The 15,563-nt window shown below is 68.4% G+C and carries 14 protein-coding genes and 1 pseudogene; 12 read left to right on the top strand and 3 right to left on the bottom strand.

Features of this window, described 5'->3' with window-relative positions; all coding sequences use genetic code 11:
- Together G3O06_RS41025 and G3O06_RS41020 are read left to right on the top strand one after the other, a co-directional pair.
- Nucleotides 1-478, top strand: a pseudogene (locus G3O06_RS41025) (iron dicitrate transport regulator FecR); the annotation flags it as partial.
- A 257-nt stretch (nt 479-735) separates the two neighbouring features.
- Nucleotides 736-987, top strand: coding sequence for a DUF4880 domain-containing protein (locus tag G3O06_RS41020; RefSeq protein WP_241011610.1), 252 nt, complete (start codon nt 736-738; stop codon nt 985-987).
- Between the two features lie 265 nt (nt 988-1,252).
- On the opposite strand, the gene G3O06_RS41015 is transcribed toward G3O06_RS41020, so the two are convergent.
- Entirely contained in the window at nt 1,253-2,077 is an 825-nt protein-coding gene (locus tag G3O06_RS41015; protein ID WP_174968851.1) for a hypothetical protein, read from the bottom strand.
- A 140-nt stretch (nt 2,078-2,217) separates the two neighbouring features.
- Between G3O06_RS41015 and G3O06_RS41010 the strand changes: the two genes are divergently transcribed.
- Nucleotides 2,218-3,879, top strand: coding sequence for a type II toxin-antitoxin system Phd/YefM family antitoxin (locus tag G3O06_RS41010; protein WP_205819501.1), 1,662 nt, complete (start codon nt 2,218-2,220; stop codon nt 3,877-3,879).
- A gap of 28 nt (nt 3,880-3,907) precedes the next feature.
- On the opposite strand, the gene gspK is transcribed toward G3O06_RS41010, so the two are convergent.
- The gene (gene gspK, locus G3O06_RS41005) at nt 3,908-4,903 is read right to left on the bottom strand and encodes a type II secretion system minor pseudopilin GspK (RefSeq protein ID WP_205819500.1); all 996 of its coding nucleotides are present in this window, start codon (nt 4,901-4,903) and stop codon (nt 3,908-3,910) included.
- Between the two features lie 33 nt (nt 4,904-4,936).
- On the bottom strand, nt 4,937-5,503 hold the full coding sequence (locus tag G3O06_RS41000) for a hypothetical protein (protein WP_174911540.1): 567 nt from the start codon (nt 5,501-5,503) through the stop codon (nt 4,937-4,939).
- 813 nt (nt 5,504-6,316) lie between these two features.
- On the opposite strand from G3O06_RS41000, the gene G3O06_RS40995 reads away from it, so the two are divergent.
- The 9 genes from G3O06_RS40995 to G3O06_RS40955 form a co-directional block, all read left to right on the top strand.
- On the top strand, nt 6,317-7,969 hold the full coding sequence (locus tag G3O06_RS40995) for a ShlB/FhaC/HecB family hemolysin secretion/activation protein (protein ID WP_241020496.1): 1,653 nt from the start codon (nt 6,317-6,319) through the stop codon (nt 7,967-7,969).
- Between the two features lie 67 nt (nt 7,970-8,036).
- Complete coding sequence (locus tag G3O06_RS40990) at nt 8,037-9,842, top strand: MotA/TolQ/ExbB proton channel family protein (protein ID WP_205819499.1); 1,806 nt, start codon at nt 8,037-8,039, stop codon at nt 9,840-9,842.
- An 18-nt stretch (nt 9,843-9,860) separates the two neighbouring features.
- Nucleotides 9,861-10,271 (top strand): biopolymer transporter ExbD, encoded by a 411-nt coding sequence (locus G3O06_RS40985; RefSeq protein ID WP_021161942.1) that lies wholly within the window; start codon nt 9,861-9,863, stop codon nt 10,269-10,271.
- 4 nt (nt 10,272-10,275) lie between these two features.
- Nucleotides 10,276-10,974, top strand: coding sequence for a TonB family protein (locus G3O06_RS40980; protein WP_205819498.1), 699 nt, complete (start codon nt 10,276-10,278; stop codon nt 10,972-10,974).
- Nucleotides 10,975-11,066: 92 nt separating this feature from the next.
- A complete protein-coding gene (locus tag G3O06_RS40975) occupies nt 11,067-12,878 on the top strand; it encodes a putative porin (protein WP_205819497.1) in 1,812 nt (603 codons plus the stop codon).
- Between the two features lie 12 nt (nt 12,879-12,890).
- Entirely contained in the window at nt 12,891-13,577 is a 687-nt protein-coding gene (locus G3O06_RS40970; protein WP_205819496.1) for a hypothetical protein, read from the top strand.
- A 59-nt stretch (nt 13,578-13,636) separates the two neighbouring features.
- Nucleotides 13,637-14,224 carry a YbjN domain-containing protein gene (locus G3O06_RS40965; protein ID WP_205819495.1) on the top strand — a complete coding sequence of 196 codons (588 nt, stop codon included), beginning with the start codon at nt 13,637-13,639 and terminating at the stop codon, nt 14,222-14,224.
- Complete coding sequence (locus G3O06_RS40960) at nt 14,221-14,634, top strand: hypothetical protein (protein WP_205819494.1); 414 nt, start codon at nt 14,221-14,223, stop codon at nt 14,632-14,634. The genes G3O06_RS40965 and G3O06_RS40960 overlap by 4 nt, the downstream gene beginning before the upstream one ends.
- A gap of 44 nt (nt 14,635-14,678) precedes the next feature.
- A partial coding sequence (locus G3O06_RS40955; RefSeq protein WP_205819493.1) for a peptidylprolyl isomerase occupies nt 14,679-15,563 on the top strand: 885 nt, incomplete at its 3' end.

Raw genomic sequence — 15,563 nt, 5'->3', positions numbered from 1 at the left:
GCCGCCGGCCGACCGCGCGACGCCGATCCAGCCCGTCACCGTGGTTGCGGGCGGCGGCCGCATGCGGGCGACCGTCGCGCGCTTCAACGTGCGGCGCACCGGCTCGCTGGTCTGCGTGACCTGCCTCTCCGGCACCGTCGCGCTCGAGCATCCGCGCGGCGCACGCACGCTGACGGCCGACGATCAGGTCGTCTACGACGATCGCGGCGTGCAGCCCGTGTCGCGGATCGATCCGGGCGCGGTCAGCGCATGGCGACGCGGGATGCTGGTGTTCAACGGCGTGCCGCTCGCCGAAGTGGTCGACGAGATCAACCGCTACCGGCGCGGCAAGGTCATCCTGCGCAGCGCGTCGCTCGGCGAAAACCGGATGCAGGCGCAGTTCCCGATCACGCGGCTCGATGACGTGATCGACATGGTCGGCCGCCTGTACGGCGCGCACATCACGCGTCTGCCCGGCAATATCGTGCTGCTGAGCTGACCGGCTTCCCGCGTTCCACTTTCCCTTCTTCCTCCCGCTGGCGATGCGTTCGCGTCGCTTCCGGCTGTCCGCGCACTGCGGGTTACGGCCGTCCGATACGACTTGATCAATGAGGGCCGGCAAACGCCGGGCCGTCTGTCATGGCGGCCCGGTGTGACGTCGTCGGACCCGAGGCGTGGGTGGCAAGCGCCCCGGCCGTGCAGCGATGCGCGGTGCGGGGGATGTGTGTCGATGGAGCTTCGGGCGGTGGCGTGATCATGAACGAATCGCAACGGGAGTCGGATCCCGGCGACGCGAATACGCGCGCCGATGCGATCCGCGAGGGCGCGGTGCGCTGGTTGCTGTGGTTGCGCACCGGCGACACGACGGAACAGGAACTCGACGCTTTCGCGCGCTGGCGCGCGCAGAGCGACGAGCATGCACGCACGGTCCGCGAGCTGATCTGGATGTGGGCCGTGCTGGAGACGGTCGGCCGCCAGGAGCCCGGCGGGCCGACGCGCACGCATTGACGCGGCGGCTTTTCTTGCGCGCACCGGTGTGGTGCGCAATCGCACGCGTGCTCGTGCCGTGGCGCACGCGCTGAAAGAAAGTCTGCGGGTTATGCGGGCCCGCTTCGACCTTGTATATGAGAGAGCGAGGGGGCTGTGCAGAGGGGCTGTAGCGCGGAGACAGGGGAACGGGGGCCTGAATGGGCTCCCGGATCACCGTTCACGCACGGTGGCGGGCAGGTGCCGAGTACGTGCCGGCCGCGTCACGCAAGCCCGGATTCACGATTCAGGATGGCGACCCGGGTTGCAGGCCGGCGCGTGCGCCGTTCCAGGCGGCGTCGAGCGGATCGCCGGCATCGCGCAGCGGCTCGCGCAGAAAGGGAAAGCGTTCGACGAACGGTGCTGATTCTTGCAGGGCCACGATATGGTTGACCATCCATTGCAGCAGATCGCCCCCGTGCCGGACCTGTTCCGGGCGCCAGTCCGGCATCGTCGAGAAGAGGGCCGAGAAGCCGCTCCAGCGCGACGGCCGGTCGTTGTCGCCGGGCCGGAAATAGGTGTTCATCGCGACGTCGTGCGCGTCGGTCAGCGCGCCGACGAACAGCCCGTGCGGCGTCGGCACGCCGATCTGCTGCCAGCCTTCCGCGAGGGCGAGCGAGCGCATCACGCGCGCCGCGACGAACGCGATGCGCGTTTCGTGTTCGATTTCCGCCAGCGACATTACGCCGTTGCGTTGCATGCAGCGCGCGACCGCGTGCGGCCGGATCACGTTCGACGCGAAGCTGCGCAGCACGAGGTCGGGCACCGTCAGTTGAAGCTGGAATTCGCGCAGGCCGTGCTCGGCGCTCATCGTCGAGAAGTTGACGAACAACCCTTCGGCATGACCGAGCGCGCCGACGTACGGCTCGAGCCCGAGGCGCGCGAGCTTCGGCGCGATCTGGCGTTCGAGCAGCCGCATCAGGTTGCGGCGGTTGCGCACGCCCGTGAAATCGTCGAGGCCGCGCGTGACCACGTCGCTGATTTCCCAGCGGCGCTCGTCGGCGACGAGCCGCGGGGAACCGCTCAGGTCGAACCGGGCGCGGCCGTGGGCCACGCGGGGATCTACGTACATGCCGGTGCCTCGTGCATCGATTGCGGGCGGACCGCCGCGGCGGCGCGCCGTCGCGCGGGTCCGGTCGCCCACGATGCTGCGGGGTCGCGGGCGGTCCGTCAAGTGAGAGTGTGCCCGGCTGAACAGTGTGGAGTGACTGGATGATGCGCACGATTGTGGAACGCTTCGTCGAACAGAGCCCGATGACGATCATGACGCGGCTCGTGCTGCAGTGCGCGCTGCACGACGACTGGATCGATATGGTTGCCGACGCGGACGAAGAGCCCGACGACGAGTCGATCCGCGAGACGCTGTTCGCGCTGGCGGTCGACGCGATCGCGGCGATTGCCGCGCAGGCGCAGATGCCGACGTCGCAGATGCCGCTCGGGGTGCCTGGATACGTGTCGTCCGCGCCCGGCGCCGCAGTGGCCGCGCTTCACGACGGCATGAGCCGCTGGCGGGCCGGCTGGGGGCGTGCGCTCGTCAGGGACAGCGTCGATCTGCTGTTGCCCGTCGCGGCGGCGCGAGCCGACGAACGCGGGCGCACGCTCGGCGGGATGCGGCTGCGTGTGCTCGACGGCACGGGCGACAGTTGCGCGCCCGGCGGTTGCGGCTGCGGCCGCGCGTGTGACGACCCGGCGCGTGACGCGGAGCTGGGCATGACCGGCGCGCGAGTGATGCCGGTCTACGATCCCGAGCTTGCGATGATCGTCGACTTGCTGCCGGTCGAACGCGGCCGGTGGCACGAACGCGCGTTCGTCGGCGCGCTGCTGGAAACCGTCAGGCCAGGCGAGCTGTGGATCGTCGACGGCCGTTTCGATACCGACGCGATCGTGTCGGGCTGGCCGCGCCGCGGCGGCGCATTCGTATTGCGTGACGATGGCGGCGCGGCCGCATGCCGGCCGCTCGGCGGCTGGCGCGATGCAGGCCCGCTCGACGGCGGTGACGTTCGCGCGCAGGACGTCGGCATCGCGGGCGACGGTGAAGCGGCCGGAACGCTCAGGCGGATCGAATGGTGCGGCCACGGGCGCGACGGCCACCCGGGCGCGACGGTCACGGTGCTGACGAACCTGCCGGTCGAGCAGTTCGACGCGTGCCAGGTGATGCAGCTGGCGCGCCGGCGCTGGCGCGATGCGCTGCCGTTCCCGCTCGAACCGGCGCTCGGTGGCATGTTGTTCGGCAGCGTGCCCGCCCGCGCGTCGCTGCTCGCGAGCGGCATCGCGGCGCTCGCGTACAACGCGTTCAGCGTGATGACCCGTGTGGTCGGTGGCGCGCTCGGTCTGGACGAACGCGACGCGGAACGTGTGCCGTCGCATATCGCCGACGGCGTCACCGCAACCTATGCCGGGATGATGATCGCGCTGCCGCCGGACTGGTGGCGACGCTACGACCAGTTGCCCGCAGCGACGCTCGGGCAGATCGTGCGGATGCTCGCCGTGCACGTCGATCCGCGCAGCGAGCGGCGCAGGCGCCGCGACAACCGGCTGTCCGCGAAGTCGCAGGCGCTGCTGCGCGCGGCGACGCTCGAACACCTGCTGCATGACGACGGCGGCGATCCGGCCGCGAACGTGTTCAGCCTGCGCACGATCGCGATGGCGACGCGCGACTTCAGCAGCAATCCGTCGAAGGCGCTGCGGCACGCGGGCGAGGCGCTCGTGATGGTCACCAAATACAACCGGCCGATCGCGCTGCTCGTGTCGATCGACGACTGGAACCGGCTGCTCGGCGAAGTGCGCGAGACAAGCCTTACGCGGCTGTCGTTCGACTGCGCGGCGGCGCAGGGCATGCGTTCGGTCGCATTGAGCGAATCGCCGCTGAACTAGCCGGAGAAGCGGCGCGCAGGCGCTGCGTTCAACTCGTCAGCCGCCGCACCCAGATCACCGACGTCCACGTGAAATTGCCGCTGCCGTAGCGCGCGATCAGCGTGTCGACGCGTGCGTTGATGCGCGCCGAATGCACGCGGCAATGCACGATGAAGTAGAGGCTGTTGACGCCGACGGTCGAGCCGTCCGGCAATGTCGGATTGCCGCCGCGCGCGGGCAACAGGTACTCGGCGATATCGCCGGTGCTGACGAAATACGCGGTGCCGCGACGGTCGACGAGCCGCCTGGCCTGGCTGGCCGACAGCGTCGGAATCGCGGCGACGAGCACGGGCTCGGCCGCGGTATTGGCGTTGACGGTGGTCAGGTCCGGCAGGATCGTCGTGAACGGCGCCAGCGTCTCAATCGCATGCGCGTCGTAGCCGGGAATGCGTGCGAGATCGTCGACGGACACGAGCTGCAGCGGCCAGCCGTCGGGGCCGTTCGTGTCGCGCAGCGAGCGCAGCATGTAGTCGGCCGTCTGCTGCGCGAGCGCGGGATCGAGCGACAGCTGGCTCAGCAGCCGCCGGTACGCGAGCACGCCTTCGCCGTTGGCCTGCCACGGCTTGCCGGGCGCGATGCGCGTCACGAGGTTCGTCAGGTTGAAGCGTGCCTGCGCATCCTCGACGTGGCCGGAGATCCACGCGCGCGACAGCTCCGCATTGACCGCCGCGGCGTCGGGCGGCAGCAGGTCCGCAAGCTGCACATCGGCGGCCGGTGACGACCACGGCTGGCCGACGAACGTGACGTTCGACGTCGCGCTCTGCGCGCGCAGCGTCGCACGCGCCCATTCGACCGCCGCACGCTCGACCCACATCGTCTGTGTCGCGAGCCGCTGGTTTTCCACGTCGCGCGTCGCGACCTGCTGGCGCCACAGCACGCTCGCCGCGAGCGTCGCCGCCAGCGCGACGACGAGCAGCACCGTGACGATCGCGATGCCGCGTTCGCGTAGCAGCCGTGCTTTGCCGGACCTTCCATATCGATGCATTCGCATGCTCCTGCAAGGGCGGTGCGGCCGTGTTCAGTCCACGAACGCCAGCCACGCATGGGCGATGCTCGCATGTGCAGATGACGTGACGCCGAACATCGCGGTGAGCCCGGCCACCCAGAATGCGAGCGTCGCGGGATGCGTGCCGTCGGTCGTCAGCGCCAGCGGGCCGACCAGCGACGCGATCGCATGCGAGCGCCACAGCAGCAGCAGGAACAGCGCGCAGCCGACGGCCATCGCGACGAAGAACAGGTAAAGCGCGACCGTCGAGCGTCGCGTGAACGGCGTGCGGTGATGGCGCTGGTTCGCGGCGACGATCGCGGCGCCGTTCGCGACCGGCACGATCGCCATCGCGAGCATCCAGAACAGCGGCTGGTCGCTCGACGCATCGATCAGCAGCAGCGTGCCGATCGTCCAGATGGGCGGCGCGAGCAACGTGAGCACGACCCACGACAGCAGGTGCCAGGCCAGCCAGGGCGCGCGCCAGCGCAGCGGGCGCCGCGCCGCGGCAAAGGCGGCGGGCGGCAACCTGCGTGCGGTCGCGGCATGGCCGGACAGGCGTTCGGCGAGCCACCGTACGAACATCGTCGCGAATGACATGGAGGGATCCGGTCGTTGATGTTTTTACCCAATAGCTAGGACGAAGCGGACGGCCGCAAACCGCAGGATTTCTCGTTGCCGGGAGGCTTGTCGCGGCGCCGCATCGCGCGTGCGGTGCGCGGAAACGGTCTCGCGCGCATCTCGTGCATATCTTCAGCGGAATGTCACAAAAACTTCCCGGTTGAAACCCGAGGATTGTCGTGCCGCACGCAGGGGGAGGGTGACGCGCCGGGCGCGCCGCCTTCGGGGCGGCAACACGTTTGCCGGCGATCGCGCACGCGCGATTCCAGGAAGCCCTGGCAGCCACGGCAGACGATACGAACACGAAACGGGGGCCACGCACATTCCAGCGCAACGCGCCGCGCGATTCGCGCCGGCTTTCGTTGCGCGCGCATTGCAGGCCGCACGCTGGCGGCCGTGTCCTGCTTCCGGCGTCGAGCCGGACGGCCAGTTGGAGGGCCCGCAAAAAAAGTTTGCGGCAATGCGCGCCCGGTTCCGTCTAGGTAGGTGAGAGCGGCGACTCGTGCGCCGCACACGATGGTCGTTGCCGATCGACGCAGCAGTGCCGATGCGTCGGCAGGCAGCCGATCGCGACGATGCGCGACGAAGGTTGCGGGTTTTCCGGATTCGCTTCGTCCTTTCCGGTAGATGCGCTTGAACGCACCGGGCACGGAAATCGGGGAAAGAAATGCACAGACCATGCTAAGGATGACGAATAAATCGTCATCAAAGTGAAACAGGCATTTGATAGCGGAGCGAACGGCTGGCGCGGTGCGCAAAGCTTCGATCCGGAACAACAAAGGGGAATGGCGCATGCCGCCGAGAGTAGACCGCAAGTCACGCGAACGATGGCGGCTGAACTGCCGATGCCTGGCGGGTGTCGTGCTGGCCGGTGGGCTGGGCTTCGCGCCGGGGATTCACGCGCAGGAAGCCGCGCCGGCCGCGAAGGCGGCACCGGCCGCGCCGCAGTCGTTCGACGTGAATGCCTTCGTGGTGCGCGGCAACACGACGCTGCCGGCGCTCGAGATCGAGAAGGCCGTGTATCCGTTCGAAGGGCCGGGCCGCACGCTCGCCGACGTGAACGCCGCACGTGACGCATTGCAGAAGGCGTACCAGGACCGCGGCTACCAGTCGGTCGTCGTCGAGCTGCCGCAGCAGCAGGTGAAGAACGGCGTGATCCTGCTGCAGGTGACGGAAGCGAAGGTCGGGCGCTTGCGCGTCGACGGCGCGAAATACAACTCGCCGCAGAATATCCGCGATGCGGTGCCTGCGCTGGCCGAGGGCCGGGTGCCCGATTTCAACCAGGCCCAGCAGCAGCTCACCGACCTGAACCGCTCGGCGGACCGGCAGGTGATTCCGATCCTCAAGCCGGGCGCGCTGCCGCAGACGGTCGACGTCGACCTGAAGGTCGACGATCACAGCCCGCTGCACGGCTCGCTCGAACTGAACAACGACAACAGTCCCGGCACGTCGACGCTGCGCACGACCGCGAACCTCAGCTACTCGAATCTCTGGCAGCTCGGCCACGTGGTTTCCGGCACCTACGTGCTCGCGCCGCAGCATCCGAACGATGCGCGCGTCTACGCGTTCTCGTATCTCGCGCCGATCAGGGATTCGCGCTGGAGCTTTCTCGCGACGGTCGTGCATTCGGACAGCAACGTCGCGTCGGTCGCGAACACCAACGTGCTCGGCAAGGGCACCACGTACGGCTTCACCGCGATCTATTCGCTGCCTGCGTCGGAAACCTACGCGCACTCGGTCAGCGTCGAGATCGACCGCAAGCACTTCGACGAAAACGTGTCGATACCGGGCCAGACGGGCTCGACGGCGCCGCTCACGTACGTGCCGGTGACGCTGTCGTACAACGGCCAGCTGAGCCTGAAGAACTCGCAGACGTCGTTCTCCGCGTCGGTGACGACGAACATCCGCGGCCTCGGCAGCGACTGGGGCGCATGGGACAACAAGCGCTACAACGCGACGCCCGATTTCGTGTACGGCAAGTTCGACGTCAACCACACGCAGCGCTTCGCGAACGACATGCAGGCCAATGCGCACGTGAACGCGCAGATCTCGAATTCGCCGCTCGTGTCGAGCGAGCAGTTCGCCGCGGGCGGGATGAACAGCGTGCGCGGCTACATGCAGGCCGAGGACACGGCCGACAGCGGCGTGATCGCGTCGGTCGAACTGCGCAGCCCGTCGCTCGCGAAGTGGCTCGGCGGCGCGGTCGGCAGCCGCGTGAACGAGTGGCGCTTCCACGCGTTCTTCGACGCGGCGCACCTGTGGCTGCTGAGCCCGCTGCCCGAGCAGACGTCGCGCTTCAACCTGATGAGTGTCGGCGTCGGCACACGGGTGCAGATCATGAAGTACGCAAGCGCGGATTTCGAGGCCGGGTGGCCGTTGAAGGCGGGCGTCTATACGCGGCAGTACAGCCCGCGATTCGATTTCTACGTAAGGCTGGGGTTCTGACGGATTTTTTTTGATCGTGCCGGGGCGATGCGACGAGCGCGGCGCCCGCACATTCGGGGAGTGGATCGTGAAGCGAGTCTTGTTTTTCCTGTTGGCGGTGATGCTCGGCGTGCTGCCCGGCATCGCGAACGCATGGTGGCAGAACGACTGGTCGTACCGGAAGGCGATCACGATCGACGCGAGCGCGAAAGGCGCGAACCTCGCGGAATCGGCCGGCCGGGTGCCGCTGCTGATCCGCCTGCACTCGGGCAACTTCCAGTTCGACGGGCTGGCCGACAACGGCGCGGACATCCGTTTCGTCGCCGCCGACGACAAGACGCCGCTGAACTACCACGTCGAGCAATACGATCCCGTGCTCGGCGTCGCGCTGATCTGGGTCGACATTCCGAAGATGCCGGCCGGCGCCGCGGAATCGATCTGGATGTACTACGGCAACAAGAAGGCGCCGGACGGCAGCAAGCCGGCCGAGACGTTCGATCCCGACTACACGCTCGTCTACCACTTCAACGGCGCGGCGGGTGCACCGCCGAAGGACCTGACCGCGTACGGCAACCACGCGCAGAACGCGTCGTTCCGGACGGTCGAGGACGGCATCGTCGGCAAGGGCGCGCGGTTCGACGGCAACGGGTCGCTGACGCTGCCTGCGAGCCCGTCGCTGAATGTGCCGGCCGGCGGCAGCTTCACGTTCAGCGCATGGGTGAAGCCGTCGGCACTCACGCCGAACACGCTGCTGTACAGCCGTCGCGATGGCGCGAACGCGCTGCTGATCGGCCTCGACAACGGCGTGCCGTTCGCGGAAGTCCAGGGCGCTGCAGGCAATCCGGCACCGGTCCGCACGCCGGCCGCATCGCCCGTCGCCGCGAACCAGTGGACGTATCTCGCGGTCACGGCCGACGGCAAGAACCTCACCGTCTACGTGAACGGCAAGCAGGCCGCGCAGGTCGCTTCGACGCTGCCCGCGTTGAACAGCGCGGCGACGGTCGGTGCGGACACCACCGGTGCGCCGGCGGGCTTCGCCGGTTACGCAGGCGCACTCGACGAACTGCGTCTGTCGAAGATCGCTCGCTCGCCGGCGGCAATCGCAGTCGACGCGCTCGCGCAGGGCTCGGAATCGAAGCTCGTCGCCTATGGCGCCGACGAGAAGCAGTCGGGCTTCGGTTTCGGCTACTTCGGCGTGATCGTGCAGTCGGTGACCGTCGACGCGTGGGTCGTGATCACGATCCTGCTCGGCATGGCGCTCGTGTCGTGGGTCGTGATGTGGACGAAGGCGCGCTACGTCGGCACCGTCGACAAGGCGAACCAGTATTTCGTGCAGCGCTTCCGCGAAGTGGCCGGGCGTCACCTGGTCGGTCTCGCGCACGTCGACGAAGCGAGCACCGACGGCCGCCGCCTGTACCAGTCGTCGCTGTACCGGCTGTACAAGGCCGGCGTGCATGAAATTCACAGCCGCGTGGACGACAACGGCCGCACGGTGATCACGTCTGAGTCGATCGAGGCGATCCGCGCGTCGATGGACGCAACGCTCGTGCGCGAAAACCAGAAGCTGTCGAAGTCGATGGTGCTGCTGACGATCGCGATCTCGGGCGGCCCGTTCCTCGGGCTGCTCGGCACGGTGGTCGGCGTGATGATCACGTTCGCGGCGATCGCGGCAGCCGGCGACGTGAATGTGAACGCGATCGCACCGGGTATCGCGGCCGCGCTGCTTGCGACGGTCACGGGCCTGTTCGTCGCGATCCCCGCGCTGTTTGGCTACAACTACCTGCTGATCCGCAACAAGAACGTGACCGCGAACATGCAGGTGTTCGTCGACGAATTCGTCACGCGCCTCGCCGAAGCGCACCGCGCGCCCGATCACGCGGTGCTGGCCGACTGACGCACGCAGGAGACCACCATGCAGGTTCAGGACGACGACAAGCCGTACGACGACATCAACATCACGCCGATGCTCGACCTCGCGTACGTGCTGCTGATCATCTTCATCATCATGACGACCGCGTCGGTGCAGGGCATCAAGGTCGATCTGCCGAAGGCGAGCTCGTCCGCGAGTCTCGCGAAGCCGAAGACGAAGGCGATCACGGTGGCCGATTCGGGGCAGGTGTTCCTCGACGCGTACCCGGTGACGATGGACGAGCTCGAGAGCCGGCTGCGCACCGAGAAGGCGACCAGTCCGGATTTTCCGATCGTGTTGAAGGGCGACGCGGGCGTGCAGTACCAGAAGGTGATGGACGTGCTCGACCTGCTGCGCCGCCTCGATCTGTCGCAAGTCGGCCTCGTGACCGGCAAGGCGAAGCAGGGCGGCTGACGCGATGGAAATGACCTACAACGGCGGCCCGCCGGACAAGGGCCCCGGCCGCTACGTGAAGCCCGTCGCGATCGCGCTGGTGCTCGCGGGCGTGGCCGCGCTGATCTGGCGTTTCGCGGGCGACACCGCAGGCGTGAAGCGCGTGAGCGCACCGCAGGTGACGACGGTGATTCCGTTGCCGCCGCCCCCGCCGCCGCCGAAACAGAAGCCGCCGCCCGAGAAGGTGAAGGAAGAGGTCAGGACGCCGGTCGACCGGCCGACGATCGCACCGAAGCCATCGGAGGCACCGAAGCCGTCGGACAACCAGCCGCAGCAGATGACGATGAACGCCGATGCGCAGGCGGGCAGCGACAACTTCGGCATCGGCGCCGGCGACGGCTCCGGCATGCTGGGCAGCGGCGGGGGCGGCAAGTTCGGCAACGCGAGCTATGCGCAATACATGGTGTACGTGCTGCAACGCGCGATCGAGCAGGACAAGGGCGTGCAGGAGGCCGGCGGCGCGCGGTTCGCGGGCAACCTGAACCTGTGGATGGACGCGTCGGGACGGATCACGAAGGTGACGATCGCGCAGTCCACCGGCGACGCGAAGATCGATGCGGCCGTCGTCGCGGCGGTCGAAGCGCTCGGCAGGGTCGACGAGGTGCCGCCGCCCGCGACTGCGTATCCGGTGCTCGTCAAGCTTCAGGGGCGCAAGCCGGCATGACGATGCGCACGCGAAACGACGAAAGAATCATGGGGCGGCGCCGTCGCACGGATGCTGCCGGAAAAGAAACGAAAATTGTTCGGAGTGCTTCGATGATTCGGAAGATGAACGGACGGGGTGGGGTGCCCCGCAACGGCGCGCTGCCCGCGCGCCTGTCGCGCGTCGGCGCGGCGGTGCTGATGCTCGGGCTGACCTGCGCGTCCGCCGCGCACGGGCAATCGCTCGAGGCGCAGGCGGCGTCGGGGAAGGCCGCGCCGACCGAGAGCGTGGTGATCAACCTGATCAACCTGCTCGTGAAACGCGGCGTACTCACGCAGCAGAACGCGAACGAGCTGATCCGCGAGGCGCGCACCGAGGCCGTACAGGCGAGGTCGGCCCGTGCGTCGGGTGCGCCGGTCGTGGCGGGCGGCGTGGTCAACCCGCCGACGCAGCCGGGCGACGTCGCGGTACCGTACGTGCCGCAACTCGTGCGCGACCAGATCCGCGACCAGGTGAAGCAGGAAGTGATCGCGCAGGCGAAGGCGGAGAACTGGGCGCAGCCGAACACGTTCCCCGACTGGGTGTCGCGGATCAAGCTCGACGGCGACCTGCGCGTGCGTGACGAGTATCACTTCTACGGCGGCGGCAACACGAACGGCGTGACGAACTTCGCGGCGATCAACCAGGGCGGCGGGTTCGACGTCAATTCGAACACGAACAACACGCAGATCCCCACGCAGAACACGCGGGAGAACCGCAACAACCTGCTGCGCTACCGCGCGCGGCTCGGCGTGACGGCGACGCTGTCCGACGAGATGATCGCCGGCATCCAGCTCGCGAGCGGCAACGACAACGGGCCGGTGTCGACCACGGCCACCGCGGGCGGCGGCTTCGCGAAGAAGAACATCTGGCTGAACAAGGCGTTCTTCGCATACAAGCCGACATCGTGGCTGAACCTGACGGCCGGCCGCTTCGACAATCCGTTCTTCAAGTCGGACCTGGTGTTCTCCGACGACCTGATGATGGACGGGATCGCCGCGAACCTGCGCCATGCGCTGCCGTGGAATCCGGACGTCACGCTGTTCGGCACGCTCGGCGTGTTCCCGATCCAGTACACGAGCGAGAACTTCCCGTCGAACAGCACCGAGAAGGCCGGCAGCGACACGAAGTGGATGCTCGGCGCGCAGTTCGGCGCCGACTGGAAGATCGATGCGAAGAACCGGCTGCGCGGTGCGGTCGCGTACTACGACTTCCAGAACATGCGCGGCACGCTGTCGTCGCCGTGCGCGCTGTATCTCGGCGCGACGAGCTGCAGCACCGACAACGAGGCGCCGGCATTCATGCAGGGCGGCAACACGCTGATCGCGCTGCGCAACATCGTGCAGAACCCGAACCTCGCGCCGGGGATGACGCCGCAGCCGCAGCTGTTCGGCCTGGCCTACAACTACCGGCTGCTCGACCTGAAGGCGCAGTGGGACACGGTGGTGGCCGATCGCTTCAAGCTGCGTCTCGACGGCGAATACGTGCGCAACCTCGCGTACAACGACAACAAGGCGTTCGCCGCGTCGTCGCTGCCGGTCAACAACTACGATTCGACGTCGGTGAACGCGACGCGCGCCGACTACCGCAGCGGCCCGAACGGCTTCCTCGCGAAGGCGACGTTCGGCGAGCCGGAGCCGCGCGAGAAGGGCCAGTGGAACTTCTCGATCGCGTACAAGTACCTGCAGCCGGACGCCGTGCTCGACGCGTTCAACGATCCCGATTTCCATCTCGGCGGCACCAACGCGCGCGGCTACGTGCTCGGCGCCGCGTATGCGGTCGCACGGGACACGTGGGTGTCGGCGCGTTACCTGAGCTCGAAGGAAGTGTACGGGCCGCCCGTCTCGATCGACGTGCTGCAGATCGAGCTCAATGCTCGCTTCTGACCGGAGCCGCGCATGAACACGATTACTCGCACGATGCTCGCGGCCGCCTTGACCGGCACGCTGCTGCTCGCGGCCGGCGGCGCGCACGCGCAGAGCATCGAGGACAAGCTGCGCAGCCAGTTGCGCTCGACCGTGCAGGAGCTGCGCCAGTTGCAGGACAACCAGGCGCAGTTGCAGAGCGACAAGGCGGCGGCCGAGAAGCAGCGCGACGACGCGCTCGCGCAACTGAAGGCGATGCAGGGGCAACTGGCGGGCGCGCGCGGCGACTCGGGCGCCGAGGCGGCCGCGAAGCGTGCGCTCGCACAGGAGCGGGCAGGCCGGGAGCAGGACGCGAAGTCGCTGGCGAAATACAAGTCGTCCTATGAGGACTTGCTCGCCGTGTCGCGTGCCCGCGATGCGCAGCACACGCAGTTGCAGAAGGACGTCGCCGCGCGTGACACGCAGCTGAAAACCTGCCAGGCACACAATGCCGAGCTGTATCGCGTGGGGCACGAGATTCTCGACGCGTACGAGCATGTCGGGATCGGCACGCTGTTCTCGTCGCGTCAGCCGTTCGCGCAGTCGGCGCGCGTGAAGTACGACGACATCGCGCAACGCTACGGCGATGCGCTGTATGCGGGCAAGTACGACCCGGCCGCGCGGCCGGTGGCAGCCACGCCGGTACCGGCGTCGGCTGCCGCTGCGGCGAACGCACAGTGAGCGCGCGGCCCGCAGCCGGGATTGAACCGATCGATTCGTTGAATACGGGGAAGACAGACATGCAAGACAAGCAACCGAACGCCGGCGACGAACGCGCGGCACACGACGCGCCGATCGAAGCGATCAGCGCCGACCGCCTCGCCGACGTGCTGCGCCGCGCGGGCTACCGCGTGACGGCGGCCGAACAGAACGGCGCGGTGCAACTGATGAGCGCGAGCCAGGGCATCGGCTTCGCGGTGCGCTTCGGCAACCCGGCCACTGCGCTCGCTCCGCAGGGTGCGGATGCACCGCCCGCCGCGCTGCTGTTCATCGACTACACGTTGTCGTGCGTGCTGCAGGTGCAGGGCGACTTGCCGGCCGAACTCGTCGCGGACTGGAACCGGACCAAGCGCTTCGCGCGTCTCGCGAGCCACGGGCCGTTTCTCGCGCTGGAGATGGACGTGGTTGTCGCGGGCGGCGTGTCCGAGCGCTACCTGCGCTCGACGATCGAGCTGTGGGATCGCCTGATCCAGGAATTCCTGCTGCACTTGCGCAACCGTCCCGCGATGGCCGAGCAGGAAGCGGCGGCACGTGTGGCGGCCGGCGATCAGGCCAGCGCACCGGCCGTCGAAGCGGCCACGGCAGCGGTCGAGGCTGCCGCGCAGTGAGGATCGGCGCCGCATTGCGTGCGCTGCTGCCGGGCCGTGCGCGGCACGACGCGGACGCGATAGCCGCGAGCGATGCACCCGCCGCGTGGGGCGCGTATGCCCGGCGCATCGCGCAGTGGCTGCGGGCGACGCTCGATGGCGACGATGCAGCGGTGTGCCGCCTGCGTGCCGGCATCGAGCACTGGGCCGGCGAACGGGCCGAGGCCGGCGACGACAGTCCGGTGCTGCCGGTGCGCGCGTGGCTCGACCGGTACGGGCACGTGACGTGCGTCGACAGCGGTGCGGCCGGGCCACCGGCGCTCGACGCGGCGCTGTACGCCGCACTCGTCGGCCGGGCGGTCGGCGCGGCGCCGCCACGCGGGATGGCGCAGCCGCTCGTCCTGCACATGACGTTGACGGACGCGCGCTGATGCAGCGTCCGCATTCCAAGAGCAATCGAGAGGGCAGTCGAACGATGATGACGAAGATGAAGATGCTGGCGATCGTGGCAGGCAGTGTCGTGCTGGGCGCGCCGTTCGCTGTGCACGCGCAGGACGACGTGATCGCGAATGCCGCGCAGGCGTCGGTCACGCAGGCCGATATCGAGGGGCTGCTGAAGTCGGTGAGCCCGGAAGGGCGCGAGCGTCTCGCGGCCGATCCCGCGGCGCTGGACCAGGTCGTGCGTTCGACGCTCGCGCAGAAGGCCGTGCTGGCCGAGGCGAAAGCGAAGGGCTGGGACAAGCAGGCGCAGGTGCAGGCGGCCGTCGAACAGGCGCAGCGCGATATCGTCGCGCGCAGCTATCTGGCGTCGGTGAATGCGCCGCCGGCCGACTATCCGTCGGATGCGGAGCTTCAGTCCGCGTATGACAGGAACCGCGCCGCGTTCGCCGCGCCGCGCGCGCTGCATGTCGCGCAGATCTATATCGCGGTGCCGCCGAACGCGGATGCCGCGACGCTCGACAAGGCGCGCAAGCAGGCGGCCGATCTCGCGAGCCGCGCGCGCAGTGGCGATTTCGCGGCGCTCGCGAAGGCGAACTCGCAGGACAAGGCGAGCGCCGCGAACGGCGGCGATCTCGGTTTCGTGCCCGATCAACTGATGGTGCCGGCGGTCCGTCAGGCGGCCGACGCGCTGAAGCCGGGCCAGGTCTCCGCGCCGATCCAGACGCCCACGGGTTTTCATGTCGTGAAGCTGATCGAGATCCGCGCGGCCGCGCCGCGTCCGCTGGCCGACGTGAAGGAGCAACTGCGCGCGATGCTGCGTGCGCAGCGCACGCAGCAGAATGCGCAGGCGTATCTCGCGAAGCTCGCCGCGAACGCACCGATCAACGAAGACGCGCTGAAGAAAGCGCTCGCGTCCGCG

Source organism: Burkholderia sp. Ac-20345 (assembly GCF_017104825.1).
Taxonomy (GTDB): domain Bacteria; phylum Pseudomonadota; class Gammaproteobacteria; order Burkholderiales; family Burkholderiaceae; genus Burkholderia; species Burkholderia lata_B.
Note: the sequence above shows the minus strand (reverse complement) of the source record. Positions and strands in the feature narration are given on the sequence as shown.